This is a genomic window from Scytonema hofmannii PCC 7110 (assembly GCF_000346485.2).
GTDB lineage: Bacteria > Cyanobacteriota > Cyanobacteriia > Cyanobacteriales > Nostocaceae > Scytonema > Scytonema hofmannii.
Genome location: NZ_KQ976354.1, coordinates 11,359,136 through 11,385,097, shown reverse-complemented (window position 1 = coordinate 11,385,097; position 25,962 = coordinate 11,359,136). Strand labels below are relative to the sequence as shown.

The window sequence follows — 25,962 nt, the reverse complement described above, 5'->3', positions numbered from 1 at the left end:
CCTTTTCATGAAGTAGGCAGGGATGTCAGGCGCACAAGAGTATTGCACCTTATTCAATCCACATTCCTAAGTAGCTAAGCACGAGCGATCGCCTAGACCAAGAATTGTGTTGTTTAATTTTTCTTCAAAGAATTGCTGTCTCATCTAAAGGTACTATACTTTATCGAAGAGCTTAAATATTATAACCCCATGTCAGATAATCAGGGCTTTGCAGATCGAAATTCTCAACCTTTGCGCGTCATTATATCTGGTGGTTCGATGGACGGTCTGTGTGCGGGGTTGGCACTGCGCCGCATTGGCTGTCATGTGAGAATTTTTGAACAATTGCCTAATGTTTTGCAAAATTGGGGTGCTGGTCTTGTTGTCCAATTGGAAATGGCTCGCTTTCTCTCCGAACATGGTGTTGCTGCAAAAGAAGCAGTAGGTGTTCTGTCTGAGAAGCAACAGTTTCTATCAATTGATGGCAGCATAATTTGGGAAGAAGCAACACCACAAGTCATGATTTCCTGGGATATGCTCTATCATCAACTCAGGAAAGGTTTCCCAAATGAGTTTTACCATCAAGGAAACCAAGTTGTTGGTTTTGAGCAGAGTGACAACTGCGTAAAGGTGTGCTTGGAAGATGGGCAAGAAGAGGAGTGCGATCTACTGATTGAGGCTAACGGTGCAGGTTCTACAATACGTCAGCAACTGCTACCAGATGCCATTCCTCATTATGCAGGGTATGTTGCATGGCGAGGAATGATCAATGAAAGCGTTCCTTTGCCTGAAGTTGCAGAATTTTTGGCTCACAACTTCACATTCTATAACGGACCTAGTATGCAAGCAATTTGTTATTTGGTACCGGGACTAAATGGGGAACTAGAGGTCGGAAAGCGCCGATTTAACTGGCTTTGGTACTTTGGTGTTCCTGCAGAAGAATTACCGGAAGTGATGAGCGATGACCAAGATGTTATACAAAAATTTTTTTTGCCTCAAGCAGAAGTCACAGAAAAAGTCATGCAACAGCGCAGTGTAGAAGCAAAGAGGTTTTTACCAGAAGTCTTTCAGCATTTGTTTGAATTGACAGAAAAACCTTTGATTCAGCCAATCTACGATCTGTTAGTACCCCGTATGGCTTTCGGACGAGTGTGTTTAATCGGTGATGCGGCATTTCTTATCCGTCCTCATACAGATGCTGGTACTTCCAAAGCTGTTACAAATGCTGTCGAACTTGCACAAGAGTTACAGGAAGCTCGCGGAGATGTGGTAGAAGCCCTTAAAAGTTGGGAAATGACTCAACTTGCTTTAGGGAATTACTTGAGAGTTTTGGGAGTTACTTTGGGCAACCGCTTGGGGCTTTCTAACTATTCCTCAGTTGTCCTTCGTCATCCCTAAGTCTTAGTGACTCCTTCCCAGGAGGCGGAGCCTTTCTTGACATCTCCCCCGGTTGAAACACGGGGGATTCTTACATGGATATCCCACAACCAAATATGAAAAAGGAATATCCCTACTCCCTACCCCCTATCATTTAATATGAATTTTTCCTCGGCAAATTCAGGACAGCATTCCTTCACTCCAAAAGTCCAATTGTTTCGCCGCTCAGTTAAAGTGACAGATACTCACATTACCCTCGCACATGGCAGTGGTGGTACAGCTATGCGCGATTTGATTGACGATATTTTTGTTAAAAATTTTGATAATCCTATTCTTTCTGAATTAGAAGATCAAGCGAGTTTCAATTTAGCTCATCTATTACAACAGGGAGATAGACTAGCTTTCACGACAGATTCTTATGTTGTAGATCCTTTGTTTTTTCCTGGTGGCGATATTGGCAAATTGGCTGTCAATGGGACAGTGAATGATTTAGCCATGAGTGGTGCTAAACCCTTGTACCTCAGTTGTAGCGTAATTTTAGAAGAAGGGCTGGCTGTAGAAACTTTACGGCGTGTTGCTGAAAGTATGCAAGTTGCTGCTAAAGAAGCTGGTATAAAAATTGTGACAGGTGATACAAAAGTTGTACATCGTGGTGCTGCAGATAAATTGTTTATTAATACTGCTGGTATTGGTGTGATTCCAGCAGGAGTTAGTATCTCAGCCCGTAATCTTCAACCAGGAGATGTGGTTATTGTCAATGGTGAATTGGGCAATCATGGCACAGCAATTTTAATCGCTCGTGGAGAATTAGCGTTAGACACTCAGATTGAAAGTGATTGTCAGCCCTTAAATGGTTTAGTTGATACTATTTTGAATGTGTGTCCTGATGTTCATGCCATGCGAGACGTAACGCGAGGTGGTTTAGCCACAGTGTTAAATGAATTTGCTGTCAGTTCGCAAGTGGGAATTCGTCTTGATGAGCAAGCTTTACCAGTTCGAGAAGAAGTCAAGGGTGTTTGTGAAATTCTGGGTTTAGACCCATTGTATCTAGCAAATGAAGGTAAATTAGTGGTAGTTGTAAGACGTGAGTATGCAGAAATAGTGTTATCTGCTATGCAGTCTCACCCAGCAGGTAAAGATGCTTGTATAATTGGCGAAGTGGTTTCTTCACCTTCAGGCATTGTCTTGTTAAAAACTACTTTTGGTGCTGAACGCATTGTTGATATGCTTGTTGGCGAGCAGTTGCCAAGGATTTGTTGACCAAAAAAAGGCAGAGATCTGAGAGGAATGAATTAACCGCAGATGAACGCGGATGGACGCTGATAAATTTATACCTCAATAGACTGAGAAACGCTATAAAGTAAATTTTTATGTATTAAATTAATATGGCTTTAATATTTTTTATTTATTGCCTTTAGTATTTCAGTAGGTAATGTAATATTGAGTCTTATTAATATCGGATATTTGAATAATAGTCCAGATTTTTATAGAAAAGCATTAGAGTATCAATCGCTTGCTGAAAAAGCTTTTTCAGCAGGTGATATAAATGCTATTGTTTTTTATACCTCTCAACAAAATACTTTTACCATTCGTTCTGGGCTGAAACTTTTGATAGGTAAAATTGATTATCTGATTTTAACAGTTTCTTGTATAGCTAAATAAGGAGACAGAATAATGAAAACAGAACACGAGCGCCAAGAAATTATTAATGCTATCAACGCTATATTGCAGCACGCTTACGACAGTACCTTAGACGAAATTCACGCATTATTAAAGCGCATAGAAGCGGAAGAGAACGAGAACGATTTGAAAGCCTATCATGCTGCTAAAAGTGATGTAGAAAATAATATTACTATCGCATGGGAAGAGATTAAAAAAGAAATTGCTAATGAGAGAAAAAAGGATGTAGCGTGACTTACGAAGTTAAATTTACCAAGGGTGCTAGAAAAATGTTTAGAAAACTATCTCAAGAATTACAAGACCGCATACAACCCAAAATAGATGACTTGGCAATAGAACCACGTCCCAATGGTGTTAAAAAGTTACAGGGTGAAGAAAACACATATCGAATTAGAGTAGGCGACTATCGAGTTATATACGATATTTTCGATGATGTTTTATTAGTAAAAATTGTAGATGTCGGACATCGTAGCAAAGTTTATAAAGATGAAAGTTAGCCAATAATTTTAATCGATATTACAGAAGTACAAAAACCATGGATCGCGGCGAAAGAACTCCTGAGGGAGAGCAATTTCCAGTTCTTCGGGTTGATTAAATCCGATGGAAATTTCGGCGTAAATGATAGGGTTAATTACTAGATTTCCCTGGTTAGTATATTTTGTTAGCATCTGAGATGACCAACCAAACCACCGAGGGTCTTCAGTCAAAACATCTAGGATAACGTTGCTATCAACTAGAACGTCAGTCATAGGTTGTCGCGGGTAAGTTGCATAATTTCATCAGTGCTCTGTTCTCTCGTAGCTTTGCCACGCATAATAGCAATGAGTTGCGCTCCTCGACTCAGATCGGGTTGCTTGCGTAAATGAAGAGTATCACCAATGACTTCAATCTGGATTGCTGTTCCTGGTAGAAGTCCTAGCTGTTCTTGAATATTGGAGGGGATAGCGATCTGACCGTTGGTGTTGATTATTATGATGTTCATACAACAATATTTCTAGTGATGAGACTTAGAATTGAAGTTTATATTGCCTGGTATATCTCTCTCATCATAGTACGGAAATCTCAACGTAAAAGTCGTTTGATGTGATGTGCTCTCTACATCAATGAATGCTCCCATATGCTTCGCTAGTTTTTGCACTAAAGCCAGTCCCAATCCCGTTCCACTATATTTCCAAGGATCGTCATTGGGAATGCGATAGAAGGGGTCAAAAATTCGCAGTTGCTCAAGGGCTGCAATTTCTACTCCGGAATTACTGACACTGACAACTACTGTATCTGCCATCTTAAAAGCAGAAACCATAATTGTTCCGCCTGTAGGAGTGAATTTGCAAGCATTGTTTAAGAGTTCTGTAAGAATACGTTCCAAATCCGCGATTTCTGTTTCCAATAAAGGAATATCGTTAGCTATATTCAGATTTAACTGCTGTTGCTGGCAGCTTGCAAGTTCTCGGAACGGCTCAACGATCGCAGGAAGCCAAGTTTGTAGATCGATAGGAATTAAAGTCAAAGGCTCGATTTTTGCTTCTAGATATGTCAGCGATAACAAATCGTTAATTAACTTACTTTCTCGCCGACACTCTTTATGAAGGATATGTAACAGTTGGGGAATCATGTCTACCTCAAACAGTCCTTCTTGCTTGAGAACACTTTCCATAGTTTGTACTGCAAGATGAATACTGGTGATTGGTGTTTTCAGTTCATGAGAAAGTGTTCTGAGAAATTCTTGTTTTAAATGTTCTAGTTTTTCTGATTCTTGCTTTTGCAATTCAAGCTGAACTTTTAAGTTCTCTACTTGCTGTTGCAATTCCGCTTGTTGGACAGCAATTTCTAAGTGCGTTGTGACTTGTTTGAGCAAGTCTATCTCTGTTTGTTGCCATTGACGGGGTCTGTGGCTTTGTTGAGCCGTTAGCAATCCCCATAATTTTTGCTTAAATAGAATCGGAACAACTATACTGGCTCTTACTTCCATTGAATCCAGTAGATCGATGTAGCAAGGCGCTAACCCTGCTGCATGTATGTCTTCTATAACTTGAATACAACGTCGTTTGTATCGTTCTGCATATTTTTCCGCAAAGCAAGGATCTGCGATCGTTGTTCCTAGCAGCGAACTACTAGAAGTGACATTTGCTTCCACGGCTATAACGCCACTCATATTTGGTTCCAATTGGTAAATGAGTATGCGATCACATCCCAAAAACCGTCTCAGTTCTCTTACCGTCTGATTGAGAATAGTCTTCAAATCCTCAGATTGACAAATGCGTTGTGCGATCGCTTCTAGCAAGGACTCCCTCTGAGTTTGATATTGCACAACCGAATCGTGAATTCTTGGTGTAAAATGCTGACTGCTGTTTTTTTTGTCTGGATTTGGGACTCGTTGACGGACTGCTGATGGCATTTGTGTTAACTCTACAGTTGATTCTGATGAATTGATACTCATGCGAGAGACCTTATCTTGTGTTGCCGACAATACACTCAGCGCTCTCTATCGTAGATATACTAGTAGAAAACGCATTTTTGCACCAAAATCACAGCAAAAGATTTTCAGCCTTTGCTTGTTGAGACTTCTATCTGTCGTTACTTTGTATGAAGAACATGGTCAAACTAGTGCAAGAGACTAAAATATGTGCCCTTAACAGAGAAAAACACGTTTGCAGGTTTACACTAATTTACTAAAATTAATTTTTTAAAATTTTTGTAGTATCTAATTGTTGCACAAACTGTTGCTACCTAGAAAATAGGTTCCTCAGAAAATTTACAATTTTTAATATTTTCCTAATATATCTTAGGTAGGTTGGGGAGCCACTCGCGTGCGGAAAGCAGTGCGTTGCAGTGAGTTTATGCAACTGAATCTGCCAGTAGCGATTGGCGAAGCAGGCTTCGAGCAGATCGAACTGCACTATGCTAACAAATTCCCAAGTACTGATGGGATGTTCCTGACTGCCCTCAAACCAACATACTGATTTCTCGCATTAGCTTTTGTTGTCTCGGATTTTTAGGTAAAATAATCCAATGAGCAATCAAATAACAGTTAATCGGCCTGGTTTGATACTCACACCAGGCCCTGAGGGTTGGTGGGACTCGGAACGTGTTTCCTCGCCGCAGGTCATGCGCTGTCCAGATGGGACTTGGAAAATGTGGTACTACGGTCGAGATGCCAGCTTTGACCGAGACATTAACTTACCTACTGGTCGTTGTGGTCTGGCAATTTCCACTGATGGTGTTTGCTGGGAAAGGGTGAAAGGTCCTCTAACTATGGGTGCTGTTCTTGAGCCAAGCCCAGATCCGAGTCGATTTGACTCCGCCCATGTCGGGGTTAGTCATGTAAAATTCATTGATGGTCTTTATTGGATGTGGTACTTCGGTGGTGACCATACAGTCATAGACATAGGGCAATTCAAAGCGAAAGGCATTCAAATGCGTCCTGGGTGCGCGATTTCTCGGGATGGTATTCATTGGGTACGCTTGGAAGGTCCTTACCAAGGGGCATTCCTAGAAATCGGCAAAACGGGAGAGTTTGACGCACTGTTTTGTGCCTGGTCACAAGTTCTGCGTGATGACGATGGGACCTGGAAAATGTATTACCACACATTCAATCCCACAGTAGGATTTCTCGTGGGATTGGCAGTATCCACGGATGGTTTTCGTTGGAAGAAAGTCGGTCAAATTTTAGGACCAGGTGAGCCAGGTAGCTTTGACGAACGGGGCATAGGTACTCGCCATGTACTAAAGATCAACTCTCAATTTGTGATGTTTTACGAAGGTGTCAACAACAGTGGATATCACTCTATTGGTGTTGCCATATCTGATGACGGTATTCATTGGCAAAAAGGAGAAGGCGAGCAATCTGGTGGTTCTGTCTTCAGCCATGCTCCAAAGGGTTCTGGATGTTGGGATGCAAGGGCAGTTGGTACTCTTTGTGTGGTACCGATGGATGATGGGAGTTTCCGTATGTACTACATAGGTGCTAACGAAGGTGGTCATGATGAGCTATCGTCACAGCACCAGATCGGCTTAGCAGTCAGTGACGGTTCTAACTTTCATCAGTGGTACCGCTATCTATAAAATTTTGCCACCATAGACTCCTGTGAAGACAGCTACCACAAACCAAGTCACTGCCAAACCAACCACTTCGCCTAAAAACAACTGCGTTAAGTGATATAGCAAACCGCCCACAGTCGAACCAATCCCCACTCCAAGCGCCCAACTCACCGAACTTATCAATACCCATTGCAGTGCTAGAGGACTATGCTGTTGGATAGCAAACCAATGAGCTAAACCCATACTGAATCCTGCTATTGCTCCCAAAATCATGCCGTAAACAACTCTCAGGAGAAGAACTTGGGTTGACAGTACCATCCAACCAACAGCACCAATCCCTGCAGTCGTCACAAAAACCCAACCAGCAAGACTGGACCAAACCCACAACCAAGGGTTTTTTAGTCGTCCTCTCAGAATAAAAGCTTGAGGTAATGCAACGAGCAACCCACCCACAACCCCTTGGAGAACATTAATATCTGGTTTTTCACCAATTTCAATTAATAACAAACTTAATAGAAAACCACCAAAAGTTGCGATCACCCACTGTAATGTGAATTTCACTGATTGTGTCTAATCCTCCTGAATTTTCTTTTCTGTGGCGGGAAATATTTCCAAAAAAGCGTTGCGGCGCTGTCTTGGAGAGTCTGGAGTCATATAACTCCACAAACTTTCCCAGTAAAAAAAGGAAACCCCATTAAAGTTTTGCTCTCGCACAACTTTAACCTGTTCTGTAACTTGCTGGATATTAACTGGATTAGTCCAAATTCCGGTTAATATCCCGACACTCACTGGAATTGTGAGGCGAGCATTTTGCACTTCTGGTTGTGAGAGTTCAGCCAAAAAACTGTTTTTGTCACTGCGATACACTTGTAAAACCAACTCATCTACCAAACCTTTTTTTACCCAAGTATCCCAATCTTGTAAATAGTGTTTATACGAAAATCTTTGTGAATTAGGAGACAATGATATCTTAATGTTGGGTTTAACTGCTCTGACAGCGCGAACAATTTCTTGCATGAAACTGGTTATCTTATCAGAACGCCAGCGCATCCACTCTGAGTCAAAAGGATCGGATGGTGGTTTTTTGCCTTGATGTTCTTGCTGATAAAGGTTGATAGTGAAGAAATCATAACCTAACTTGACTGGCATACCAAAATGGTCATCAAGTTGAATTCCATCTATATCATAATTTGTAACGACTTCTAAAATTAACCCTTTGATAAACTCTTTGACTTCTGGATGAAGGGGATTTAACCAAACTTGCTTTCTGATTGTACTTGTACTGATGAACTGTTGCCAAAAAGATGGTTTTGGTGTACTTGTTTGTACGTTATGGAGAGTGTCATCTATTAATTCAGCACCAGAGAGTTGTGTTGTTAGCCAATCAGGATGATGTATTGCTAGTTCCGATTGAGAAGGTAACATCAACCCGTACTCAAACCAGGGAATAACACGTAACTTTTTTTGAGAGGCAAGGTTCGCAATCGTTGCTAAAATATCTCTACCACCATGGATTATCCCTAGTAAAGGTTGTGTTTCTATCCCTATCTCTTTTTTGAGAAGCTGACTTTTATAAAAAGTGTGTCCCCTATTCCAAACAACAGGATAAACCGTATTAAACTTAAGTGCTGAGAGTTGGTTTAAAGCACGGTTGATACCCCAAGGAACAAACAAGACACCGCTACTAACATTAGTTAACCAAACTCCTCTCATTTCTTCTTGATGCGAATAATTTTCATTCTGAAAAGAAATTGAGATAGAAGGTGAAGAGAAAATGAATAGACTCAGGATTAACCCTAAAAGAATAAAATAATTGAACTTGTGGTGAAGAAAACGGTACATCTGAATTATACTGCGATCGCAAATCGGAAGTTGTCCTCCTACTGCCTACTTAATCGGTTTTACCTGAAGAAATGATTTTTGCAATAGGTTGAATACATTATTTACAAATCTTTTATAAAATATCATGAATATAGAAATAAATTTTGTAACTTTAACAACGGATGACAGACGGATATAATATCATATTCGGTAGATTACTCTGATCGCGCTCGAAGATTACCTAATGAAATGAACCGCAAAGACGCAAAGAGCACGTTCGCGAACGCGAGTGCGTGTGCTCTGCACATAGCGTCTCGAAGAGAAGAAGATTCGGTAATCTTATGGCGGTTCGGGAGTAGTAAAGACTTGCCTTGGCGAATAGAATGAGACTGTTGGCGAACTCGTGAGGGGTCAGACCCTTCATACAGATAAAAGAAGAAGTCATGAGAATGATTGAGTCATAAAAGTAGCAAAAGTAGTAAAGTATGACACTTCATCCGCAAGACTGGTCAGAAATTCCAGCAATGACTTTGGAAGTAGCCAAAAAATCCTTTCCCAAAGGAAATATGTATATGAAAATGCGAGATGAATTGGGAGTATTGCAATACTACTCGGTTAACGATAGTCAAGGTGCCAGAACCCCGGTTTCGCACTTATTTACCGGGGTTCTAATTTTCGCTTATCCGAGCAGTATTGTGTACGGTTGTGTTTTACATCTAGATATTAAAGGTGAAAAAATTTGGATACACCATGATGGCACGGAAATTGGCATTGCCGATGAGTTGGTAAAGTTGGGAGTTCCAAAATCAGATATTGTTTTAGCATTTCATGAACTTTTGATGAGGCAATATACCGGGTTTGCAGTGGGTTAAAAAGCAAATTTTGACAGTTCCAACAAGGCGGTTCATTGGGCTACGCCTACGCACTAATCGCTGTTTTGTTAACCGTTGGTTCCGGAAGCTTTTCACCTGTTGCCTCATAAGCCATAATTAGAGACTCTAAAGCTTCAATGCCATTTGTGACAGCTTCCTCATAACTATCGCCATGAGTCCGCCAAGGCTGTCCGAGAAAATCAGGAAATCCTACCAAAAAGCAATTATCTTCTTCTGACCATTGAATTAGCATCTGGTACTTCAAGTTACTCATCTTCCTGCTGCTCCTGTTGTTTCTCCTTTACTTCTTTTATAGCTTGCTGCACATCCTTTTCTTGATAAAATTTAGCGTCCGAACTGTCTTTGCCTGAAACCGTGAGTTTTCCGACATAGAAAGGATGTATCCAGTTAGTGTGGCTTCCTTTACCTGGGAGTTCAGTAAAACCTAATTGGCGTAGCATCTGTTTTAACTCCCTGATTTTCTTGGGCATTGTTCAGACATCAACTATCAACCACAGTCATAATAACCTCAGGGAAAGAGCTTTCAGACATCCTCTTCACACTACTAAAATCGTTCAGATCCCCATGCGCCATTCCACAAGCATACTGCACCGCATCCTCAAAATCTCGGAAATTTAGTGCGTTCGCTTGTTCCAACACAGCTCTGTCAATTGCACAAATGTGTAAATCTGTCAAAACTTGGGCGATTGCCTCTTGAGCCACCTTCGCGCCTGCTGCTCTCCGAACAATATAAGATAAGATCATTAGTCTGTAGTTGCGCTGAGAGCTAAAGCGCAACTACAAACGTAGTATCTGCTAAAACCGTTCCACGCCCTCAAACTTCTTAGCTAATTCGCCCATCGCGTTTGCGGCTTCACCACAAGTGCGGGGTGTGGGAAAAATCTTGCCGGGATTTGCTAAACCTTTAGGATTAAAAGTTTGCCGTACCCATTGCATGGTTTCTAAATCAACTTCAGTAAACATTTCTGGCATATAACACCTTTTTTCTGCACCGATGCCATGTTCTCCAGAAATACTGCCACCGACTTGAACACAAAGTTTAAGAATTTTTCCCCCAACTTCTTCTACCTTTTCTAACTCACCAGGAATAGAGTTATCAAACAAAATGAGTGGGTGAAGATTGCCATCACCTGCATGAAATACATTAGCAATGCGATAACCGTACTTTTGACTTAATGCTTCGATTTCTCCCAGCACGTAAGGTAACTGAGTGCGGGGAATAACACCATCTTGTACGTAATAATCCGGGCTTAAATGCCCTGCTGCTGCAAAGGCGGCTTTCCGTCCTTTCCACAATTTTAGGCGTTGTTCTGGATCGCTAGCGGTGGTAATGTTCCGCGCACCATTATTGTTACAAATTTCTGCAATTCGCTGTTTATTTTCTGCAACTTCTACAGCTAAACCATCGATTTCAACTATCAAAATAGCAGCCGCATCACGGGGGTAACAATTTGTTGCCACAACATCTTCAACAGCATTAATACTAAGATTATCCATGATTTCCATACCACCAGGAATAATCCCAGCACTGATGATATCGGAAACGCTAGCCCCGGCTGCTTCTATACTGGTAAAATCTGCTAGAAGTACGCAAATTGATTCTGCACTTTTCAGAATTCGCAAAGTAATTTCTGTGGCAATTCCGAGAGTTCCTTCAGAACCAACAAAGATTCCTGTCAAATCGTAACCGGGCATTTCGGGTATTTGTCCTCCCACATCCACAATGGAACCGTCAGGAGTAACAATTTTTAATCCCAAAACGTGGTTGGTGGTAACACCGTACTTCAGACAATGTACCCCACCTGAGTTTTCCGCGACGTTCCCACCTATGGAACAAATAATTTGACTGGAGGGATCGGGCGCGTAGTAAAAACCAGCACCACTGACTGCTTGCGTCACCCAATTGTTAATTACCCCTGGTTGTACGACAACACGTTGATTTTCTAGATCGATATTGAGGATTTGACGCATTAAAGCAGTCACAATTAAAACACAATCTTCAACAGGCAATGCGCCACCAGATAAGCCAGTACCAGAACCTCTAGCGAGGAAAGGGATGGAATTGCGATCGCATATCTTTACAATTTCTGCCACTTGTTCTGTCGTTCTTGGCAGTACTACAATAGCGGGGCGTTGGCGGTAGCTGGTGAGTCCATCACATTCATAAGTAATCAGTTCTTCACGACGTTGCACTACGCCATTTTTACCGAGTACTGCTTCAAACTGCTTGATGATGGGTTTCCAGTTGCGTTGTTGTTTGTCTTGGGTGAGCATAAGGCTTTTAAAGAGACCTAAGTTAGTGGAAATAGTGTAAATATTTATACAGATTTTCAAAGTCACCAAAAATAGCAAGAAGAAACCGTCTTGGGCGCTTACTAACGCCTTGTGGCTACAGCTTTCATTATTAGTAAAAATATACTGTTAAGGCAATGCAAAGCTCTGGTTTTGTCGTTTTTTAGTAGCAAATATTACTTATTCAGTCAGGCAAAAATTTTTTTAGCATAACGCTCTTTTAATCTTCTAACCATTCCTCACGAGAAACTCCTGCCTGTCGCAACAGACGCGATAGCAAACCCACACCGATGTCACCTTCATGACGATTAGGGATGATAACAGTTACATCTCCTCGTCTCATTTGCGGATGTTTTCCTCCTGAATATGGACCTTCAAAGCCTAATTCATGCAAACGTTTTACCAAATTGTGCCAAGAGGTCAGAGTTAATCGAGACATTCTTTATACTGGTTCAGTAAGCTTGTTTAAGTCAATATCCGCTATTACAGGAATCATTAATCCCAAACGTAATCTTAAGGCTAGCCAGTCACTCAAAGCCTCTCTTAATTCCCGCCGACAACCTTCTAGCGTTTGATGATTTGACCAGACTCCTTGTAAAATAGGAATCTCACCCCAGTAAGTTCCATCATCTTCAATAATTTCGTAGACTGCTAATTCCATTGCTTGGTCAATATAGCTTGCTAACATTATCAATGTTTTTTTTTCCACGCACTCTATTATAGCTTCCAAAACGGTTAGTGTCTTCTTTTTTTTAGTTAGTTTGTTTAGTACACAAATTTATCTGAATTTTCAAAGTCACCAAAAATTGCTGACCCTTCGTTGCGTCAAACTATAGAAATACTGCTGAACCTAATAGAAGAACTAAATGCAAAGGTAAAAAGATTAGAAGAAGAAAACCAAAAGTTACAGGATGAGAACAACCGTCTCAAGGGAAAAAAGGGCAAGCCAGACATCAAAGCCAATAAAACTAGTGGATTCAAAAAAGACCATTCATCCGAGAAAGAACGAAAAACTTCCTCTATACCGCATTTCTCATAAGCACGCGATACGGCTTCAGCCGTTAAGCCTCCGGCTTATCGCTACTACCAAAACCTTGATCCTGCATAGAGTTTGAGCGTTTTAGACCCAGTGTGCATTATGACAGTACGTTGACAAGGTATTTTAGCTCAAATACCTCGTCAACATATTTCAGTAATATTTAAGTATATAAAGAAGAATTTAGTACATAAAAGTATCAGTAAAATACGCGAAATCTGATTTCTTGAGTGTTATATTTATTTTGGTTGATTAACTTATCTCATCTAGATTCTCCACCTACACACCGCCATACACCGATTAACCATGAAAGGACTTTGGCTCGAAAACAACCAAATTCAACTCCGTACTAACATCCCTATTCCCTCTCCGCCACAAGGAGAAGCTCTAGTACGTGTTTTGTGTGCTGGTATCTGTAACACCGACATAGAACTCAAGAGAGGTTACTATCCCTATATCGGTATTCTTGGACACGAATTTGTTGGTGTCGTTGAACAAGGACCAGAATACCTAGTGAATCAACGTGTAGTCGGAGAAATCAATGCTGTCTGCAGACAATGTCGGTTCTGTCGGAGGGGACAACCCACTCACTGCGAAAATCGTACTGTTCTTGGCATTGTCAACCGCAATGGAGCCTTTGCTGATTATCTGACTTTACCCATAGAGAACCTGCATCCTGTACCTGAAAATATTCCTACAGAAGTTGCAACTTTTACTGAACCTTTAGCAGCTGCGCTGGAAATTCAGCAGCAGTTGCGGTTATCGCCTGATGACCGGGTACTCGTTGTTGGTGATGGTAAACTGGGGCAATTGGTAGCGCAGACAATAGCTTTAACTGGGTGTGAGCTTTTAGTCGTGGGGCGTCATCGAGACAAACTTGGTAACTTAGAGGATCGAGGTATTAAAACTGGTTTAGTTGATGCGGTTAAAGACAAAACTTTTGATATTTCGGTAGAATGTACTGGTAACTCTGAAGGATTTGCCATCGCTCTCCGTGCCTTGCGTCCAAGAGGAACTCTAGTACTCAAAAGTACCTACGCAGGTAACCTGAGCTTTGATGCTTCCTCTTTAGTTGTGGACGAAATCACTTTAATTGGCTCCCGTTGCGGTTCCTTTCAACCTGCACTTGAACTTTTAGCACAAGAAAGAGTAAATGTAAAACCGCTCATTCATGCACGTTATCCGCTTACAGAAGGGCTTGCTGCTTTTGAACGCGCCCAAGGTAAAGGTGTTTTGAAGGTTTTATTGGAAATTGATTAGTCAGAATTGTCATTAGTCATTTGTCATTGGTCATTTGTAAAGGTTTTAGCTTGTTTACTTATCTTCACATAGTTCGGTTTTTTCTCACCTACCTACTTATGCATGGCGATCGCGCTCCAGATCGTAAATCACTTTTTCAAAGTACCAATCTACTGTTTTGTTTGTATACTTTAACACAGCTTGGGTTAGAAGTCGATTTGCTGCTTCGCGATCGTCGTGTAGTAAGAGCAGGAGTTTCTTTTGCAGCTTGCGGCTACCTTGATTGAAAATGAGAAAGGTATTTTTCTTGTTTCCAACTGAGGATGTACCTGTTGCACTTGCGCTTTTACTAGCCGTACCTCTTAAAGCAACACCAACAATAAGACTACCAGCCAATACAGATGCCAGTATGAGCGCAGATTGGTTAGTTTGTTCTGTTGACTCTTGTGAAGTTGTGAGACTAGAAGCTGTAAGTTGTGATGTAGGTTGTGAGATTTGCTGTTCGATGTTTGATGTTAATCCAGATGCAAAAAGACTAGCTGCAATTCCAGCCACTAAAACTTGAAAAGTGGTAGTAGATTTGTCTAAAGAAAATATATGAGACATCTTGAACTAAATAATAACTCTACTACTATCTTGGTCAAGAAATGTGACAACAATATGTCAAGTCAAAGCAAATGACTATACTGTAAACGGCTAACAACTGTTCTTTTTCCTGGTTGTAAACGGTATCGTTCTTTTTGGGAAATGCTCACAATATGTGGTATTGGTGGGATACCTTAAGAAAATAAATGATTCTCAATTAACAAGTGACAGCACTATCACCAATACCCCAAACGTACCTTTTTGCAACCGCAAATTTACGCAATTACACATAAAGCTTTTTTATTCTACGTGCAGGGGTTGAGTGTATCCACGGATGCAATTCTCTCCACACCTTCTTCATAATTGATCCCTAAACTAAACAACAAAGTTCTAATTAACAGATTTATGTTGGCTAGAACAGGTACAGCATCTACCTAAAAATACCTTTAATACTCTCTAGTCATTAAAGAAAAAGTATGACTAATTTAAAACAATTTACTATTTTGCTGGTAGAAAACAATTTACCTGAACTACGTCTGATTCGTCGTATTTTAGCCAAATCCCGCTTACCTATCTCGTTGCAGTATGTAGAAGATGGATTTAGCGCTTTAACTTACTTATCAGAAATCGGGTTATACAGTCATCGAGATTGTTGTCCCGTACCAGAACTCATAGTGCTAGCAGATCTCATTCTGCCAGATATCAATGGGATTGAATTGATAACTTGGATCGAGCAGCAATCTCACCTTAAAGATATACCAGTCATCACTACAATTAGTTCTGCTAGTCCTAGTGAAATTGCTGAGTTGGATAGGATGGAGATTCAGCACTTTGCCAAACCTACATCGGTCAATGACTGGCAAAAACTTATCAAGAGGATAATGTCTTTAATCTCTACTACTAGAGTAGAGACAAGAGTCGCCTGAGATTGAGAATTTATCCGAAGGGTTGATTTAAATTTCCTAAACCTGCGGTGCTTGTAAAATTCAATTGTACAACCATATCGTTATAATCGCGATCGCCTCCATTATGGATATAGGATGGACGAATTGCGTTGATTTCGCAAATTATGATTATTATGATTATAATGAGGGGAACATGGGGGTATTGATGTAAGTCTTTGGATGTCTGAGCTTGCTCGTCAATCCCAAACTCTAAGTTAACTATGTAGTGTCACGTACTATGCGTTACCAAGTTTTTGTCGAGAGTCAAAATGAGCATAATTTTATTGCATCGATTGTAGGAATGCCTAATTTAACAGCTTCCGGTACGACCGAAGAAGAAGCGATTTTAAATGCAAAATCTGCCCTTGAAGCACAACTAGCAAGGGGAAAAGTTGTGTCGATAGAAGTAAATTCAGAAGCCAATCTCAGTACACATGAACCAACAATGAAGTATGCGGGAATATTTGCTTCAGACCCAACCTTTGATGATTTTATGGATAAGTTAGCATCAATTCGCCAAGAATCCAATGCTTTAGAAGATGAGTGATGACGACAATTTACATTTTTGATACAGACCATCTTAGTCTTTATGGACGCAATCACCCCAGGGTTATTAACAATATATTAGTTACTAAAGCGCAGTTAACGACAACAGCTATTAATGTTGAAGAGCAGTTGAGAAGTCGTCTTGCTCAAGTTGCAGAAGCTAAAGATGGAAAAACTAAGTCTTTAGCTTATAGATTACTTGTTGATACGGTGATGTTACTATCTGAATTTACTGTTCTTCAGTATGATGAAAAATCCAACGATATTTATCAATCATTAAAAGCACAACGTGTTCGTATCGGGACGCAAGATTTACGTATTGCTTCTATTGTTTTAGCTTGTGATGGTGTTTTACTGACAAGAAACTTGCAAGATTTTGAAAAAGTGCCGGATTTAAAAATTCAAAATTGGTCGATTTAATAACCATGAATGTACAACTAACGATAATGACTTTAGTCTCTACTACTAGAGTAGAGACAAGAGTCGCCTGAGATTGAGAATTTATCCGAAGGGTTGATTTAAATTTCCTAAACTTCCAGTGTTTGTAAAATTCAACTGTACGACCATATCGTTATAGTCGCGATCGCCTCCGTTATGGATATCCTCGAAACCGAATTTATTATCCCCAAGTAGGCGAATATGGTCTACCTTATCAGTGTTGACTTCTGTGAAGGCAAAGTATGCAACTGTACCAGTACTTAACACGTTATTTGGATTTTGAGCGCGAAGTTGCTCGATAGTACCATTGGCGATCATGTAAGGTGCAATCAGTGTATCGCCATTGAACTGTCCCGTGACGTTTGTTGTATCCCCATTTAAGTTAATAATGGTACGCTGGAATGCGGCTTCTACATAACCTGAGTCTCCTGGTTTAAGATTTCCAACCCGTCCGGTTTCATCGTCAATAGTATAAAACCCAACAGAGTTTTTATAAGCAGCTTCATTATTGATTGTAAACTGAGTTGCAATCGCTCCTTTTATCCCCCGTAAGTCAATAAGTTCCCGTTCTGCTTGTAATTTAGTCCCAATCGTCAAAGGACTATTGCTAGTTTTAACATTCAAAACTAAGTCATCAAAATCGCGATCGCCTCCACCAATTTGGTCTTCCCACTTAACAGACAATACTCCATCATTCAGATTATTGATTTGCAGGTGGTCAAAATTATCAATATTTGCCACATTCGAGGAGAAAAATACGTTGGGAGTCGGTTGAGAAGCCGCTAAATTTGCTTTGACGTCATCGGTACTAGCATTTTGGACTAAATAAAAGCTGAGGTAAGAACCAGAATTAAAATTCAGCTTGCGAATTCCTTGTAGATCGGGAGCGGGATTATTTGCAAGTGCAGAGAGAAGGACTTGAGAACGTGTCATTGCTGCTTGCAAATAACCAGGTTGACCAGGTGCAATACCGTTGATTTCACCTTTATCGTTATCAACGACAAACACACCCACTTCGTTGACAAATTTACCGTTATTTTTTTCAAGAGCAAATTCTAGTTCAACCTGCGAACCACTTCCCGTAACGAATAACAAATCATTTGCAGTAGCACTGACACTCGATTTACCACCACTACCTCCATCAGTACCAGTACCTCCATCACCACCTGATGTCCCACCTCCACCAGTCGGATCGTTAACTTGTATGTTGAGCGGAGGAATGACAACACCATTGTAATTGGGGTCAGCACTACTAGCAGTCAATTTTATTGTTTCAGTCTGGGTACCTTCTTGAATACCATCATCTGGTGTAGAAACTGTTATCGTATGTGGAATGTAAGCATCGGTGGGAGTAAAGGTAATTGTTACGGGTTTACCAAGTCCATTACCTAAATCGACTTGAGAACCGGGTTCAATCGTAATCGTGACAGGCTGACTGGGGATAGTATCCAGGACTATATTGATACTACCCGTCTCGCTACCTTCGGTAATTATAACCGTATCTTTGCCGTCTTCTGGCTTGATACTGACTCCCGGTTTGCTTCCGTCAAGAGGTTTAGGTGCAGTAATACCAAAAGTTCCCGCTTTGAGAAAGACAGCAGAATCTAATAAACCATCCCGGTTATCTTTAACATTAATAGCTACTTTATTACGGGAATTTGGTTCAACAACTCCAACAAAAGTCAAAGGTTTGGTGTAGCCATCTAATTTCGTTTGACTGCTAGCAGGACCAGTACCAACTGGGTTGTAGATTAAGTCAGGATGATATGAGGAAGGATAAGGATTTTTGGCTAAATTATTAATAGTGACAGTATCTCCATCACTCAACCGCGCCATATTAAAGCCATTGAGTTCTAAACTAAAGGCGTCGTTAAATTTACCTGCATATTCAGCCAACTCCTCTGAACCAAATGCAAATTGGAAAAATACATATTGCGTACTAGCATCAGCATCAAATTCTATTTCCATTGAAATAGCATCATCTGCTACACCCGGTAAACCAAAATCTTGGCTGAGGTCGTTTAAGCTGTTGACTTCGCGATTGGAAACAGTAATATTACCACCTGCAACTTCACCATTATCACCAACTTCACCAATATAAAGATAAAGCGGTTGTCCTGAAGTTAACGACTGTTTTAAATTAAAACCAGCTTTCCCTAAATTTCCTAAACTAACAAAACCATTGGCGCTACTACCAGTAGTAGACACCGCATCAAAACTTCCTAAATTTGCAATACCATTGTTAACCGTACCATTGATAGTCCCAAATAAATCTGGATTTTCAGGCTCGCTGGATGGACGTTGATTTCCTGGTGTAAAGATAGTTCCTATGGGACTAAAGTCAAAGACATTCAGGCTGGGTAAACTTTGAATATCAGCAGCGTTAGTAATCTTGGTATTGCTGATTTTAATTCCATCTAGATCGAATCCAGTAAATCGACCATTGCTACCACCAATGACACCACCGTCACCAATTGTTAAAGATTTGAGGTCAAATCCCAAATTCGTTAAATCTGCACGGTAGACAGCAGTTGCTGCGTTGCTAGGGTCACCTGTAACACCGTCAAGTTTATCAAACTGTAACGAAACATTAGTACCGGGGGAAAGACCACCATCAGCCGTATTTTTACCCGGTAGATCGACAACTTTACCAGTACTGAGCACGATCCCTTCACCCAAACCAAAGGGATCGTTTTGGAAAGTCCCAAAAGCACGGCTATCGCCTTTTAGTTTTACCTTAAAGTTACTTAGCCCGTTCGTGTTTCCTAGTAACTTACTGAGTAAGCGATCGCCATCGCCATCTTGAGCGATCGCAAAGTCTGCGGTTGCGGGAGACGCAGACAATGGTTGAATATCTACGCTTTTTTGTTTGAGGCTTTGTACCCCGATCTCCTGGCTACCCAATGGAGGTACCCTAGGCGATTGAGGCTGTATCTGGTTAGTGATGTTTGCTTGAGATGTGAGATTTGAATTCTGGGGATAATTAAATTTTTGTAAGAGAGCCAGTGTATTTGCTTGCTGGGTGTTATTGACATAGCGTACATAACTAGCACCCAAATCGAAACTAGTGACACCTTGGAGAATTCCAATCAAGTCTCCCGATGGGGCTGTTTGAGCATCTTTTCGATAAATTTCGATGGAATTATTGACAAGTTGAGTGAAGTAATCTTCTTTCACTCCTTGTAATTGAAGAATGTCTCCTTCTAAAGAATTAAAATCGGTAATTAAAGCGTAAGTATTTGCTCCTATAGTAGAACGGTTGTCATCGTCATAGTAGACTAGTGTTTCCTCTCCCAACCAAAATTCATCCGCACCGATACCACCACTTAAAGTATCAACTTCCGAATTAAGTTCTGGGTAAACTCCTACACCAAATTTAATTCCTATTAAGATATCATTGCCACTGTCACCTTTGAGAGCATCGTTACCTTCACCACCAACGAGGAGGTCGTTATCGTTTCCACCACTGAGTTGGTCGTTTCCAGTCCCACCATCGATCGCATCATTACCAGTACCACCATCAAAGGTATCATTACCACTATCTGCGATCGCAATCCCTGGAATCGCCACAGCAATATTGACTTGAGATGTATTGAATGTCCAACCATCAACTATGATGTCATCCCCATCGCCACCAGTCGCGGTATCATCACCACTACCACCTACAACAAAATCTTTTCCTTCTCCCGCCTGGATTTGGTCTTGACCACCATTACCAACTACTAAATCATCACCAGCATTACCAACCAAAACATCGTTTAAATCCGCACCAAATATTTGGTCATTTTTACTAGTTCCAGTAATGTTGAACCGTTCAAAGTTAGTAAACTTAGTTTCATCTAGAATACTACCACCATTACTCGTATTGCGGTAGTAACGTCCGCCATTTTTAGCATTGAAATTGGGAATTTCTGCCAGCATTCCCGTGCCAATATCTTCAACAGAGTAGTCTATAACTAACAAGTCATCTTCAATTTGATTGATAACTTCTTGAGGAAAGACTACTGCGTTATTGTCTTCACTATTCGTATTTCCGACTTGTTGAACATTAACTGCTAAGTCTTCATTTGTAGATGATAATAATTTAATAACAACAGGTTCCGGATCTTGACCGCCATCGACAACATCTATTCCCAAACCCGCATTGACAATATCATTTCCTTGTTCCGTACTAAAGTTATTATTCACTCTTCCCAATTGGATGAGAGTGTCATTTCCACCAGCCGTTTTGATATCTTTGAAAATTTCAAAGTTGCGAATTGCAGTTCCATCACTCAGACTCAGTGCTTGTGTGGGATTTTCAACTAAAGAATTGGTTCCAATCAGAGAGATATTGTATTGCAGTGTCGTGCTGCTCGTCTTCACAAGCTTACCTGAAAGATCGATGGATAGAGTATCAATTCCACGTCCGCCATCAATGAAAATGCCAAATGTGTTGTTGGGGATAGTCTTAAACTCCAAATTGACATCGTTTTGGTCAAAAACAACATCATTACCATCACCAGCAAGAATCAAGTTACTACCATGACCACCATAGATAGTATCATTCCCATCACCAGAAATTAAAATATCATTGCCAGAACCGCCGATAATTGAGTCATCCTTCATGGTTCCTTTGACAACTAAACGTTCGATGTTAGTGAAATTAACAGCATCTAAAACCGAACCACCAGAAGTGCGTTGTCGCAAGAAACCTCCAGATATTGCGGAACCAACGGTATAACCGCCCGTCATTCCCGTACCAATATCTCGGATGGAATAATCAACAATGAGGGTATCCGTTAATCCACCACCATCAACGTTATCCGTACCGCCACTACTTAAACCAGAGTCAATGACGTTAACTCCATTATCTGCAATGAGAGTGTCGCCAAAATCTGACCCGCGTAAATTCTCAACAGTGGATATTCCAGGTAACAAACTAACAAAAGTATCCCCTTGAGCATGGCTACCAGAACCGACGCCTTGAAGAGAGACATTTACTCCTCCAGGAGATTCACTGTAATCAGCCCAATCAATACCCAAACCCCCATCAAAATTATCTGCACCTGCGCCGCTGATGAGAGTATCGTTACCGTTTTCGCCTTTAAGGAGATCGTCACCTGCTAACCCTTCAAGTTTGTTGTCGCCGATGTCGCCTTCAAGGGTGTCGTTGTAGTTAGAACCGATGAGATTTTCAATGGAGTTATATTCTGTTTCTACAGGTTTTTTATCTTTGTCTAGAATCTTAGCTTTGACTAATTTATCGCCTTCAGCATCAGAACCCGAACCTTCACCCGTTTTGAGACTGACGTTCACAGCACTATTAGAACTGCGGTAAATAGCCGTGTCATTTCCGCCACCACCATCTAATAAATCTTTTCCTCCATCACCTTCTAACTTGTCATCGCCCTCATAGCCACCTAAAGCGTTATGAGAATGATTACCAATAAGGACATCATCCAAAACAGTGGCGTGGACGTTTTCAACTGAATTTAACTTATCGCCTTCCGCTTCGCCACCAAAAGCTTTACCCGTGCGGAGGCTAACAAAAACTGCACCAGGAGAAGTTAAATATGTTGTTGTATCAACTCCCGTACCGCCATCAAGAATATCCCGCCCCTCACCACCTAGGAGAACGTCATCGCCTTCACCCGCAAAGATATCGTCGTTACCCTCATTTGCATCAATGAAATTTTTCTCTGAACTACCAGTGATGATATCTCTGAATTGCGAGCCTTCAACATTTTGAATATTCTGAAGCAAGTCAACCGTACCGTAACCATCTTTTATAGCTATGTTTGCGGCTAAGTTAACAATGACTCCCTTGGGCGCATCTGTATAGCTGGTGGTGTTATTTCCTCCTTTACCGTCAAGGCGATCGCTACCTGCTCCCCCAGTTAAGAAATCACTACCTCCTCCACCAATAACAATATCGTTCCCCTCTCCACCATCAAGTTGAGCGGACACATCAACGCCATCAGTCAAGGTAATAGTGTCATCTCCAGAACGCCCATCAATGATGATCGCTTTGAGAAAGTCATATTGTTTTCCAGGAGGCTTCCCTTCTGGAAAATCAAGTCCTAACAGAAGTACAGATTCATTTCCATCCTTTTTATTACCAGAAAGATATTGAACCGTAATGCTCTCACCATTATTTGTACCCTTGCGGTCAATCACCCCTTGTGCTTTCAAAAACTCTTCAGTTTCCGGGTCAGGTTCCGGGTCTTCAACATTAAAGTGCTTATCGTTTGGATCGCAACCCGTACTAAAATCAATAAGGTTGATATTGGCTAAGTCCAAACGTTTTGTAAAGCTAAAAAAGCCCAAGTCGAGAGTGACAGACCCAAAGATAATTAAAGCTAAATTTCCACTAGGTGCTAATAAACACAGAGGGTCTTCATAGAGTTCGCTTCCCCGGACTTTAGAAGGAGAATTTTTTCCTAATTCAACAGTAGCTCTAAGTCCTCCGCCTACCTCAAGTTCAACAACGGCGAGATTAACTGCGGCTGCTGCACCAATTTCGCCAAATATAGTGAAATAACCTTTATTTTCGGGTTTACTCAGGAAAAATCCGTTAGTTAAATCAACAGGATTTTGAAAGTTATTTTTGGTAAAATCAATCAATCCTTGTGCATCATAACCAAATCCAAATTGAGCACTTGCGCCAGCTTTTGCATAAATCTGAATGACAACTGGTCCAAAAACAGGAATAGGAGGAATAATCCCCGAACCTAACGTACCTGTCTCAAACTTTAAATCAGGTGGATTGTACTCAAAAAGAGTCACATTTTGACCCAATAGCAAATTAAAAGCTTTGGTTGGATCGGTCAAAAGCGGAAATTTAATACCATCTTCTGCTTCTAGCTTTTTAAGGGAATCAACATAGCTGTTGGATGGTTCTTCCCCAAGCGGTAAGATGGACTTTGCTCCGACTTTTTGTACTACGTCTGGAGATGGGTTTGGGTTATTTGGATTGGCGTTGAAATCACCAAGATAGATTTTAATCCCATTCGTAGCATCACTTTCAAGACTATTAAACTGCTTGAGAGTCTTAGTAATTTGTCTGATAAAGTCTTCAGTACTGGGTTGTACCAGACTTGGTGCAAATTGTTGAGCAATACCAAGCAATGAGTAGTCAATAACAGGTAGTGGTTCAACAAGAGGACTGAGAATTGAGTCAATGGGACGTGTAATTCTTTGGATATCTTTGAGAGTTGGTCCCACAAAGTTATTGGCAAAGGAACCTAAGTCTAGAGCAACATTTTTAAATTCAACACTGGGAATAGCAGCACCTAAGTTCCAGTTATTGACATTAAAGTCAGCACTAATCGATGGTAAATTTCCATTTTTATCCAAGCCAGTATCAAGCTGTAACTTTAGGTTAGCATTTGCAGTGAAGTTGGGAGAACCAAGACTTATATTATTAAGATTTGAGAATTTGACACGCTGACTGGTGGTGTTAGTTAGATCGACAGCAAATTTACTATTGAGGTTGCTACCGTTGTCAGTAGCGCTAATTTGTAGAAAACCCAGCGAACCTGCTAACTTTAATGGTTGAGCCGTTTTATCTTTAAGATTTGCGTTCAGTTCGACTTGGAATTCATCTGGAGTCGTTGTGTCAAAGAAAAAAGCATCAGCACCACTGGTATTATCAACACCAAAGCCGACATTTAAACCAAATGCTAGACTGGGAGTAATGCCTCCTGTTAAGTTAACACCTAAATTAGGCAAACCCAAATTTTTTGATAAGGAAAGATCGGGAGTAAAGCTTTTACCAATTTTGAATTGAAACCCAATACTGGTAGCGTCAGTAGGAGTTTTAATATCATTGAGATCGATTAAATTATTATTATCCAAGTCTAACAGCAAGCCCAAGCCGCCTTGACTTTCTGGCTTTAACGCATCAAATAAAGCTTGCTGTACCGACGCTGTAGTTTTACCAGTAATTTTATCAAGTTCATCTAATATTCTTTTTTCAACGGTATCTGTAATGAATTCGTTGACATAATTACCGAGAGGAATATCACCTAAAATTGGCAGATTGTTTAAAGTTTGTCCTGCAACAGCATTTTTAATATTCTGAAATAAAGGCTGAATAGACTGGCTTAACAACGATAAATTAGTTTCTGGGCTAGTCTCCGCTTCTGCAGCTATAACTTGTCCATTTATCTGAAGGAAAATGCGATCGTCTTCTGTGCGTAATTGTTGCAGTAAATAGTCATCTAAATTTTTTCCTTGAATAAAAGCAGAAAAAATTGCTCCTTCATCTCCTGAACTATCAAGATTTGAATTGAAATGGTTGTCTAGAGAGTGACCAAATTCTTCTAATAAAGTAGAGGCAATCTCTTCCGGTTTATTTTTATATTTCTCAAGATAATCTTGCGAAACATAAATCGTATTTAAACTGGCTGCATATGCTGCATTTGCATTGAGCAGAATCTCCGAACTGACAATTTCAATGTCAGGAAGATTGCTAAAATCTCCCAAGCTCCACGCTTGAGTTAAACTCTCAACCTGAGACAATGAAGTAAAATTATCAAATGCGCTTGTCAGTAAATCTCTCCACCCAGGTTCTTGTGCTTTTTCTTGAAGTTTAGTTTTAGCTAATGCGATCCCTTGATTTAAGACTTGTAAAGAACTCATAATTTTTATCTAAAAAAGAAAATACATATTGATTCCGCCCGTGCTCACCTCGTTCCCAGCCTCAGGCTGGGAATGCAGATCTAGAGGCTCCGCCTCCCGCGATCTCCCAGTTCTCAAGCAGCCCAGGAACGAGAGACTCCCCTTATAGGAGAGGAGCAACATGACAATTGGCGTTTGAGATAAGGTAGGAGCTTTAATCTTGCAACAACTTCTTGATTTGCCAGGAGACTTAAGATGTCAATCAGTTTGCCAACTTTAAAACTGATGACATCTATCTACTGAAGCGAGAATAATGCAAAGTTTAAAAATCTCTAGAAATTTTTAACTTCTGAAGATGCAGAATTTGCGTAACTTCCCCGTCTCTTGTTTCCAGCTAGAGGGTTGTGAATGCATACTGCTCATTTCAGCTTTACGTAGGTAAATTATTACTTTTACTGTCGCCTTCTGACCTCACTTTTGAATGTATTCT

General features: G+C 40.6%; 26 protein-coding genes. 13 read left to right on the top strand and 13 right to left on the bottom strand.

The window, feature by feature from the left end:
* Nucleotides 1-189: 189 nt before the first annotated feature.
* From WA1_RS47905 to WA1_RS47885, 5 genes are all read left to right on the top strand, one after another.
* Complete coding sequence (locus WA1_RS47905; protein WP_017747436.1) at nt 190-1,377, top strand: FAD binding domain-containing protein; 1,188 nt, start codon at nt 190-192, stop codon at nt 1,375-1,377.
* A gap of 138 nt (nt 1,378-1,515) precedes the next feature.
* Entirely contained in the window at nt 1,516-2,616 is a 1,101-nt protein-coding gene (hypE, locus tag WA1_RS47900; RefSeq protein ID WP_017747437.1) for a hydrogenase expression/formation protein HypE, read from the top strand.
* A gap of 180 nt (nt 2,617-2,796) precedes the next feature.
* Nucleotides 2,797-3,018 carry a hypothetical protein gene (locus tag WA1_RS47895; protein WP_017747438.1) on the top strand — a complete coding sequence of 74 codons (222 nt, stop codon included), beginning with the start codon at nt 2,797-2,799 and terminating at the stop codon, nt 3,016-3,018.
* A gap of 12 nt (nt 3,019-3,030) precedes the next feature.
* On the top strand, nt 3,031-3,270 hold the full coding sequence (locus tag WA1_RS47890; RefSeq protein ID WP_017747439.1) for a hypothetical protein: 240 nt from the start codon (nt 3,031-3,033) through the stop codon (nt 3,268-3,270).
* The gene (locus tag WA1_RS47885; protein ID WP_017747440.1) at nt 3,267-3,533 is read left to right on the top strand and encodes a type II toxin-antitoxin system RelE family toxin; all 267 of its coding nucleotides are present in this window, start codon (nt 3,267-3,269) and stop codon (nt 3,531-3,533) included. Before WA1_RS47890 ends, WA1_RS47885 begins: the two co-directional genes overlap by 4 nt.
* 9 nt (nt 3,534-3,542) lie before the next feature.
* Here WA1_RS47885 and WA1_RS47880 read toward each other — a convergent pair whose 3' ends face one another.
* From WA1_RS47880 to WA1_RS47870, 3 genes are read right to left on the bottom strand one after another with little or no spacing between them, the layout of a single operon-like run.
* Complete coding sequence (locus tag WA1_RS47880; protein WP_017747441.1) at nt 3,543-3,785, bottom strand: PIN domain-containing protein; 243 nt, start codon at nt 3,783-3,785, stop codon at nt 3,543-3,545.
* Nucleotides 3,782-4,018, bottom strand: coding sequence for an AbrB/MazE/SpoVT family DNA-binding domain-containing protein (locus tag WA1_RS47875; protein WP_017747442.1), 237 nt, complete (start codon nt 4,016-4,018; stop codon nt 3,782-3,784). Before WA1_RS47875 ends, WA1_RS47880 begins: the two co-directional genes overlap by 4 nt.
* A 12-nt stretch (nt 4,019-4,030) precedes the next feature.
* Nucleotides 4,031-5,473, bottom strand: coding sequence for a GAF domain-containing sensor histidine kinase (locus WA1_RS47870; protein ID WP_017747443.1), 1,443 nt, complete (start codon nt 5,471-5,473; stop codon nt 4,031-4,033).
* Between the two features lie 400 nt (nt 5,474-5,873).
* Here WA1_RS47870 and WA1_RS61095 point away from each other — a divergent pair, with 400 nt between their 5' ends.
* On the top strand, nt 5,874-5,996 hold the full coding sequence (locus WA1_RS61095; RefSeq protein WP_017747444.1) for a hypothetical protein: 123 nt from the start codon (nt 5,874-5,876) through the stop codon (nt 5,994-5,996).
* Nucleotides 5,997-6,045: 49 nt separating this feature from the next.
* A complete protein-coding gene (locus WA1_RS47865) occupies nt 6,046-7,098 on the top strand; it encodes a glycoside hydrolase family protein (RefSeq protein WP_017747445.1) in 1,053 nt (350 codons plus the stop codon).
* Here the strand turns inward: WA1_RS47865 and WA1_RS47860 are convergent.
* Together WA1_RS47860 and WA1_RS47855 are read right to left on the bottom strand one after the other, a co-directional pair.
* Complete coding sequence (locus WA1_RS47860) at nt 7,093-7,635, bottom strand: hypothetical protein (protein WP_017747446.1); 543 nt, start codon at nt 7,633-7,635, stop codon at nt 7,093-7,095. The genes WA1_RS47865 and WA1_RS47860 overlap by 6 nt on opposite strands.
* Nucleotides 7,636-7,644: 9 nt before the next feature.
* Nucleotides 7,645-8,916, bottom strand: coding sequence for a glycoside hydrolase family 10-like protein (locus WA1_RS47855; protein ID WP_017747447.1), 1,272 nt, complete (start codon nt 8,914-8,916; stop codon nt 7,645-7,647).
* Nucleotides 8,917-9,473: 557 nt separating this feature from the next.
* Here WA1_RS47855 and WA1_RS61090 point away from each other — a divergent pair.
* Nucleotides 9,474-9,767, top strand: coding sequence for a XisI protein (locus WA1_RS61090; RefSeq protein WP_419183637.1), 294 nt, complete (start codon nt 9,474-9,476; stop codon nt 9,765-9,767).
* 46 nt (nt 9,768-9,813) lie between these two features.
* Here WA1_RS61090 and WA1_RS47845 read toward each other — a convergent pair whose 3' ends face one another.
* From WA1_RS47845 to WA1_RS47820, 6 genes are all read right to left on the bottom strand, one after another.
* Nucleotides 9,814-10,041, bottom strand: a complete 228-nt coding sequence (locus WA1_RS47845; RefSeq protein WP_017747449.1) for a type II toxin-antitoxin system HicB family antitoxin — start codon at nt 10,039-10,041, stop codon at nt 9,814-9,816.
* Nucleotides 10,034-10,258 carry a type II toxin-antitoxin system HicA family toxin gene (locus WA1_RS47840; RefSeq protein ID WP_017747450.1) on the bottom strand — a complete coding sequence of 75 codons (225 nt, stop codon included), beginning with the start codon at nt 10,256-10,258 and terminating at the stop codon, nt 10,034-10,036. Before WA1_RS47840 ends, WA1_RS47845 begins: the two co-directional genes overlap by 8 nt.
* Before the next feature lie 10 nt (nt 10,259-10,268).
* On the bottom strand, nt 10,269-10,532 hold the full coding sequence (locus WA1_RS59085) for a hypothetical protein (RefSeq protein WP_017747451.1): 264 nt from the start codon (nt 10,530-10,532) through the stop codon (nt 10,269-10,271).
* Nucleotides 10,533-10,583: 51 nt separating this feature from the next.
* The gene (gene glcD / locus WA1_RS47830) at nt 10,584-12,062 is read right to left on the bottom strand and encodes a glycolate oxidase subunit GlcD (protein WP_017747452.1); all 1,479 of its coding nucleotides are present in this window, start codon (nt 12,060-12,062) and stop codon (nt 10,584-10,586) included.
* 238 nt (nt 12,063-12,300) lie between these two features.
* Complete coding sequence (locus WA1_RS47825) at nt 12,301-12,519, bottom strand: type II toxin-antitoxin system HicA family toxin (protein ID WP_017747453.1); 219 nt, start codon at nt 12,517-12,519, stop codon at nt 12,301-12,303.
* Nucleotides 12,520-12,522: 3 nt separating this feature from the next.
* On the bottom strand, nt 12,523-12,768 hold the full coding sequence (locus tag WA1_RS47820; protein WP_017747454.1) for a type II toxin-antitoxin system HicB family antitoxin: 246 nt from the start codon (nt 12,766-12,768) through the stop codon (nt 12,523-12,525).
* Between the two features lie 132 nt (nt 12,769-12,900).
* Here WA1_RS47820 and WA1_RS47815 point away from each other — a divergent pair, with 132 nt between their 5' ends.
* The gene (locus WA1_RS47815) at nt 12,901-13,119 is read left to right on the top strand and encodes a hypothetical protein (protein ID WP_017747455.1); all 219 of its coding nucleotides are present in this window, start codon (nt 12,901-12,903) and stop codon (nt 13,117-13,119) included.
* Between the two features lie 303 nt (nt 13,120-13,422).
* Nucleotides 13,423-14,376 (top strand): MDR/zinc-dependent alcohol dehydrogenase-like family protein, encoded by a 954-nt coding sequence (locus WA1_RS47810; protein ID WP_017747456.1) that lies wholly within the window; start codon nt 13,423-13,425, stop codon nt 14,374-14,376.
* Nucleotides 14,377-14,472: 96 nt separating this feature from the next.
* Here WA1_RS47810 and WA1_RS47805 read toward each other — a convergent pair whose 3' ends face one another.
* A complete protein-coding gene (locus WA1_RS47805) occupies nt 14,473-14,961 on the bottom strand; it encodes a hypothetical protein (RefSeq protein WP_017747457.1) in 489 nt (162 codons plus the stop codon).
* Nucleotides 14,962-15,416: 455 nt separating this feature from the next.
* Between WA1_RS47805 and WA1_RS47800 the strand changes: the two genes are divergently transcribed.
* The 3 genes from WA1_RS47800 to WA1_RS47790 all read left to right on the top strand — a co-directional run bounded on the left by WA1_RS47800 (nt 15,417) and on the right by WA1_RS47790 (nt 16,850).
* Entirely contained in the window at nt 15,417-15,866 is a 450-nt protein-coding gene (locus tag WA1_RS47800) for a response regulator (RefSeq protein WP_017747458.1), read from the top strand.
* A gap of 256 nt (nt 15,867-16,122) precedes the next feature.
* Nucleotides 16,123-16,431 carry a type II toxin-antitoxin system HicB family antitoxin gene (locus tag WA1_RS47795; RefSeq protein ID WP_017747459.1) on the top strand — a complete coding sequence of 103 codons (309 nt, stop codon included), beginning with the start codon at nt 16,123-16,125 and terminating at the stop codon, nt 16,429-16,431.
* Nucleotides 16,431-16,850 carry a type II toxin-antitoxin system VapC family toxin gene (locus WA1_RS47790; protein ID WP_017747460.1) on the top strand — a complete coding sequence of 140 codons (420 nt, stop codon included), beginning with the start codon at nt 16,431-16,433 and terminating at the stop codon, nt 16,848-16,850. Before WA1_RS47795 ends, WA1_RS47790 begins: the two co-directional genes overlap by 1 nt.
* 81 nt (nt 16,851-16,931) lie before the next feature.
* Here WA1_RS47790 and WA1_RS58415 read toward each other — a convergent pair whose 3' ends face one another.
* Nucleotides 16,932-25,493: a choice-of-anchor L domain-containing protein gene (locus WA1_RS58415; RefSeq protein WP_017747461.1), complete on the bottom strand. Its 8,562-nt coding sequence runs from the start codon at nt 25,491-25,493 to the stop codon at nt 16,932-16,934.
* Nucleotides 25,494-25,962 lie beyond the last annotated feature (469 nt).

What these genes read in the sequence shown, in the direction of transcription:
- WA1_RS47905 (WP_017747436.1), top strand. Translation starts at nt 190, where the DNA reads ATGTCAGATAATCAGGGCTTTGCAGATCGAAATTCTCAACCTTTGCGC.
- hypE (WP_017747437.1), top strand. Translation starts at nt 1,516, where the DNA reads ATGAATTTTTCCTCGGCAAATTCAGGACAGCATTCCTTCACTCCAAAA.
- WA1_RS47890 (WP_017747439.1), top strand. Translation starts at nt 3,031, where the DNA reads ATGAAAACAGAACACGAGCGCCAAGAAATTATTAATGCTATCAACGCT.
- WA1_RS47880 (WP_017747441.1), bottom strand. Translation starts at nt 3,785, where the DNA reads ATGACTGACGTTCTAGTTGATAGCAACGTTATCCTAGATGTTTTGACT.
- WA1_RS47875 (WP_017747442.1), bottom strand. Translation starts at nt 4,018, where the DNA reads ATGAACATCATAATAATCAACACCAACGGTCAGATCGCTATCCCCTCC.
- WA1_RS47870 (WP_017747443.1), bottom strand. Translation starts at nt 5,473, where the DNA reads ATGAGTATCAATTCATCAGAATCAACTGTAGAGTTAACACAAATGCCA.
- WA1_RS61095 (WP_017747444.1), top strand. Translation starts at nt 5,874, where the DNA reads ATGCAACTGAATCTGCCAGTAGCGATTGGCGAAGCAGGCTTCGAGCAG.
- WA1_RS47865 (WP_017747445.1), top strand. Translation starts at nt 6,046, where the DNA reads ATGAGCAATCAAATAACAGTTAATCGGCCTGGTTTGATACTCACACCA.
- WA1_RS47855 (WP_017747447.1), bottom strand. Translation starts at nt 8,916, where the DNA reads ATGTACCGTTTTCTTCACCACAAGTTCAATTATTTTATTCTTTTAGGG.
- WA1_RS61090 (WP_419183637.1), top strand. Translation starts at nt 9,474, where the DNA reads ATGCGAGATGAATTGGGAGTATTGCAATACTACTCGGTTAACGATAGT.
- WA1_RS47845 (WP_017747449.1), bottom strand. Translation starts at nt 10,041, where the DNA reads ATGAGTAACTTGAAGTACCAGATGCTAATTCAATGGTCAGAAGAAGAT.
- WA1_RS47840 (WP_017747450.1), bottom strand. Translation starts at nt 10,258, where the DNA reads ATGCCCAAGAAAATCAGGGAGTTAAAACAGATGCTACGCCAATTAGGT.
- WA1_RS59085 (WP_017747451.1), bottom strand. Translation starts at nt 10,532, where the DNA reads ATGATCTTATCTTATATTGTTCGGAGAGCAGCAGGCGCGAAGGTGGCT.
- glcD (WP_017747452.1), bottom strand. Translation starts at nt 12,062, where the DNA reads ATGCTCACCCAAGACAAACAACAACGCAACTGGAAACCCATCATCAAG.
- WA1_RS47825 (WP_017747453.1), bottom strand. Translation starts at nt 12,519, where the DNA reads ATGTCTCGATTAACTCTGACCTCTTGGCACAATTTGGTAAAACGTTTG.
- WA1_RS47820 (WP_017747454.1), bottom strand. Translation starts at nt 12,768, where the DNA reads ATGTTAGCAAGCTATATTGACCAAGCAATGGAATTAGCAGTCTACGAA.
- WA1_RS47810 (WP_017747456.1), top strand. Translation starts at nt 13,423, where the DNA reads ATGAAAGGACTTTGGCTCGAAAACAACCAAATTCAACTCCGTACTAAC.
- WA1_RS47805 (WP_017747457.1), bottom strand. Translation starts at nt 14,961, where the DNA reads ATGTCTCATATATTTTCTTTAGACAAATCTACTACCACTTTTCAAGTT.
- WA1_RS47800 (WP_017747458.1), top strand. Translation starts at nt 15,417, where the DNA reads ATGACTAATTTAAAACAATTTACTATTTTGCTGGTAGAAAACAATTTA.
- WA1_RS47795 (WP_017747459.1), top strand. Translation starts at nt 16,123, where the DNA reads ATGCGTTACCAAGTTTTTGTCGAGAGTCAAAATGAGCATAATTTTATT.
- WA1_RS47790 (WP_017747460.1), top strand. Translation starts at nt 16,431, where the DNA reads ATGACGACAATTTACATTTTTGATACAGACCATCTTAGTCTTTATGGA.
- WA1_RS58415 (WP_017747461.1), bottom strand. Translation starts at nt 25,493, where the DNA reads ATGAGTTCTTTACAAGTCTTAAATCAAGGGATCGCATTAGCTAAAACT.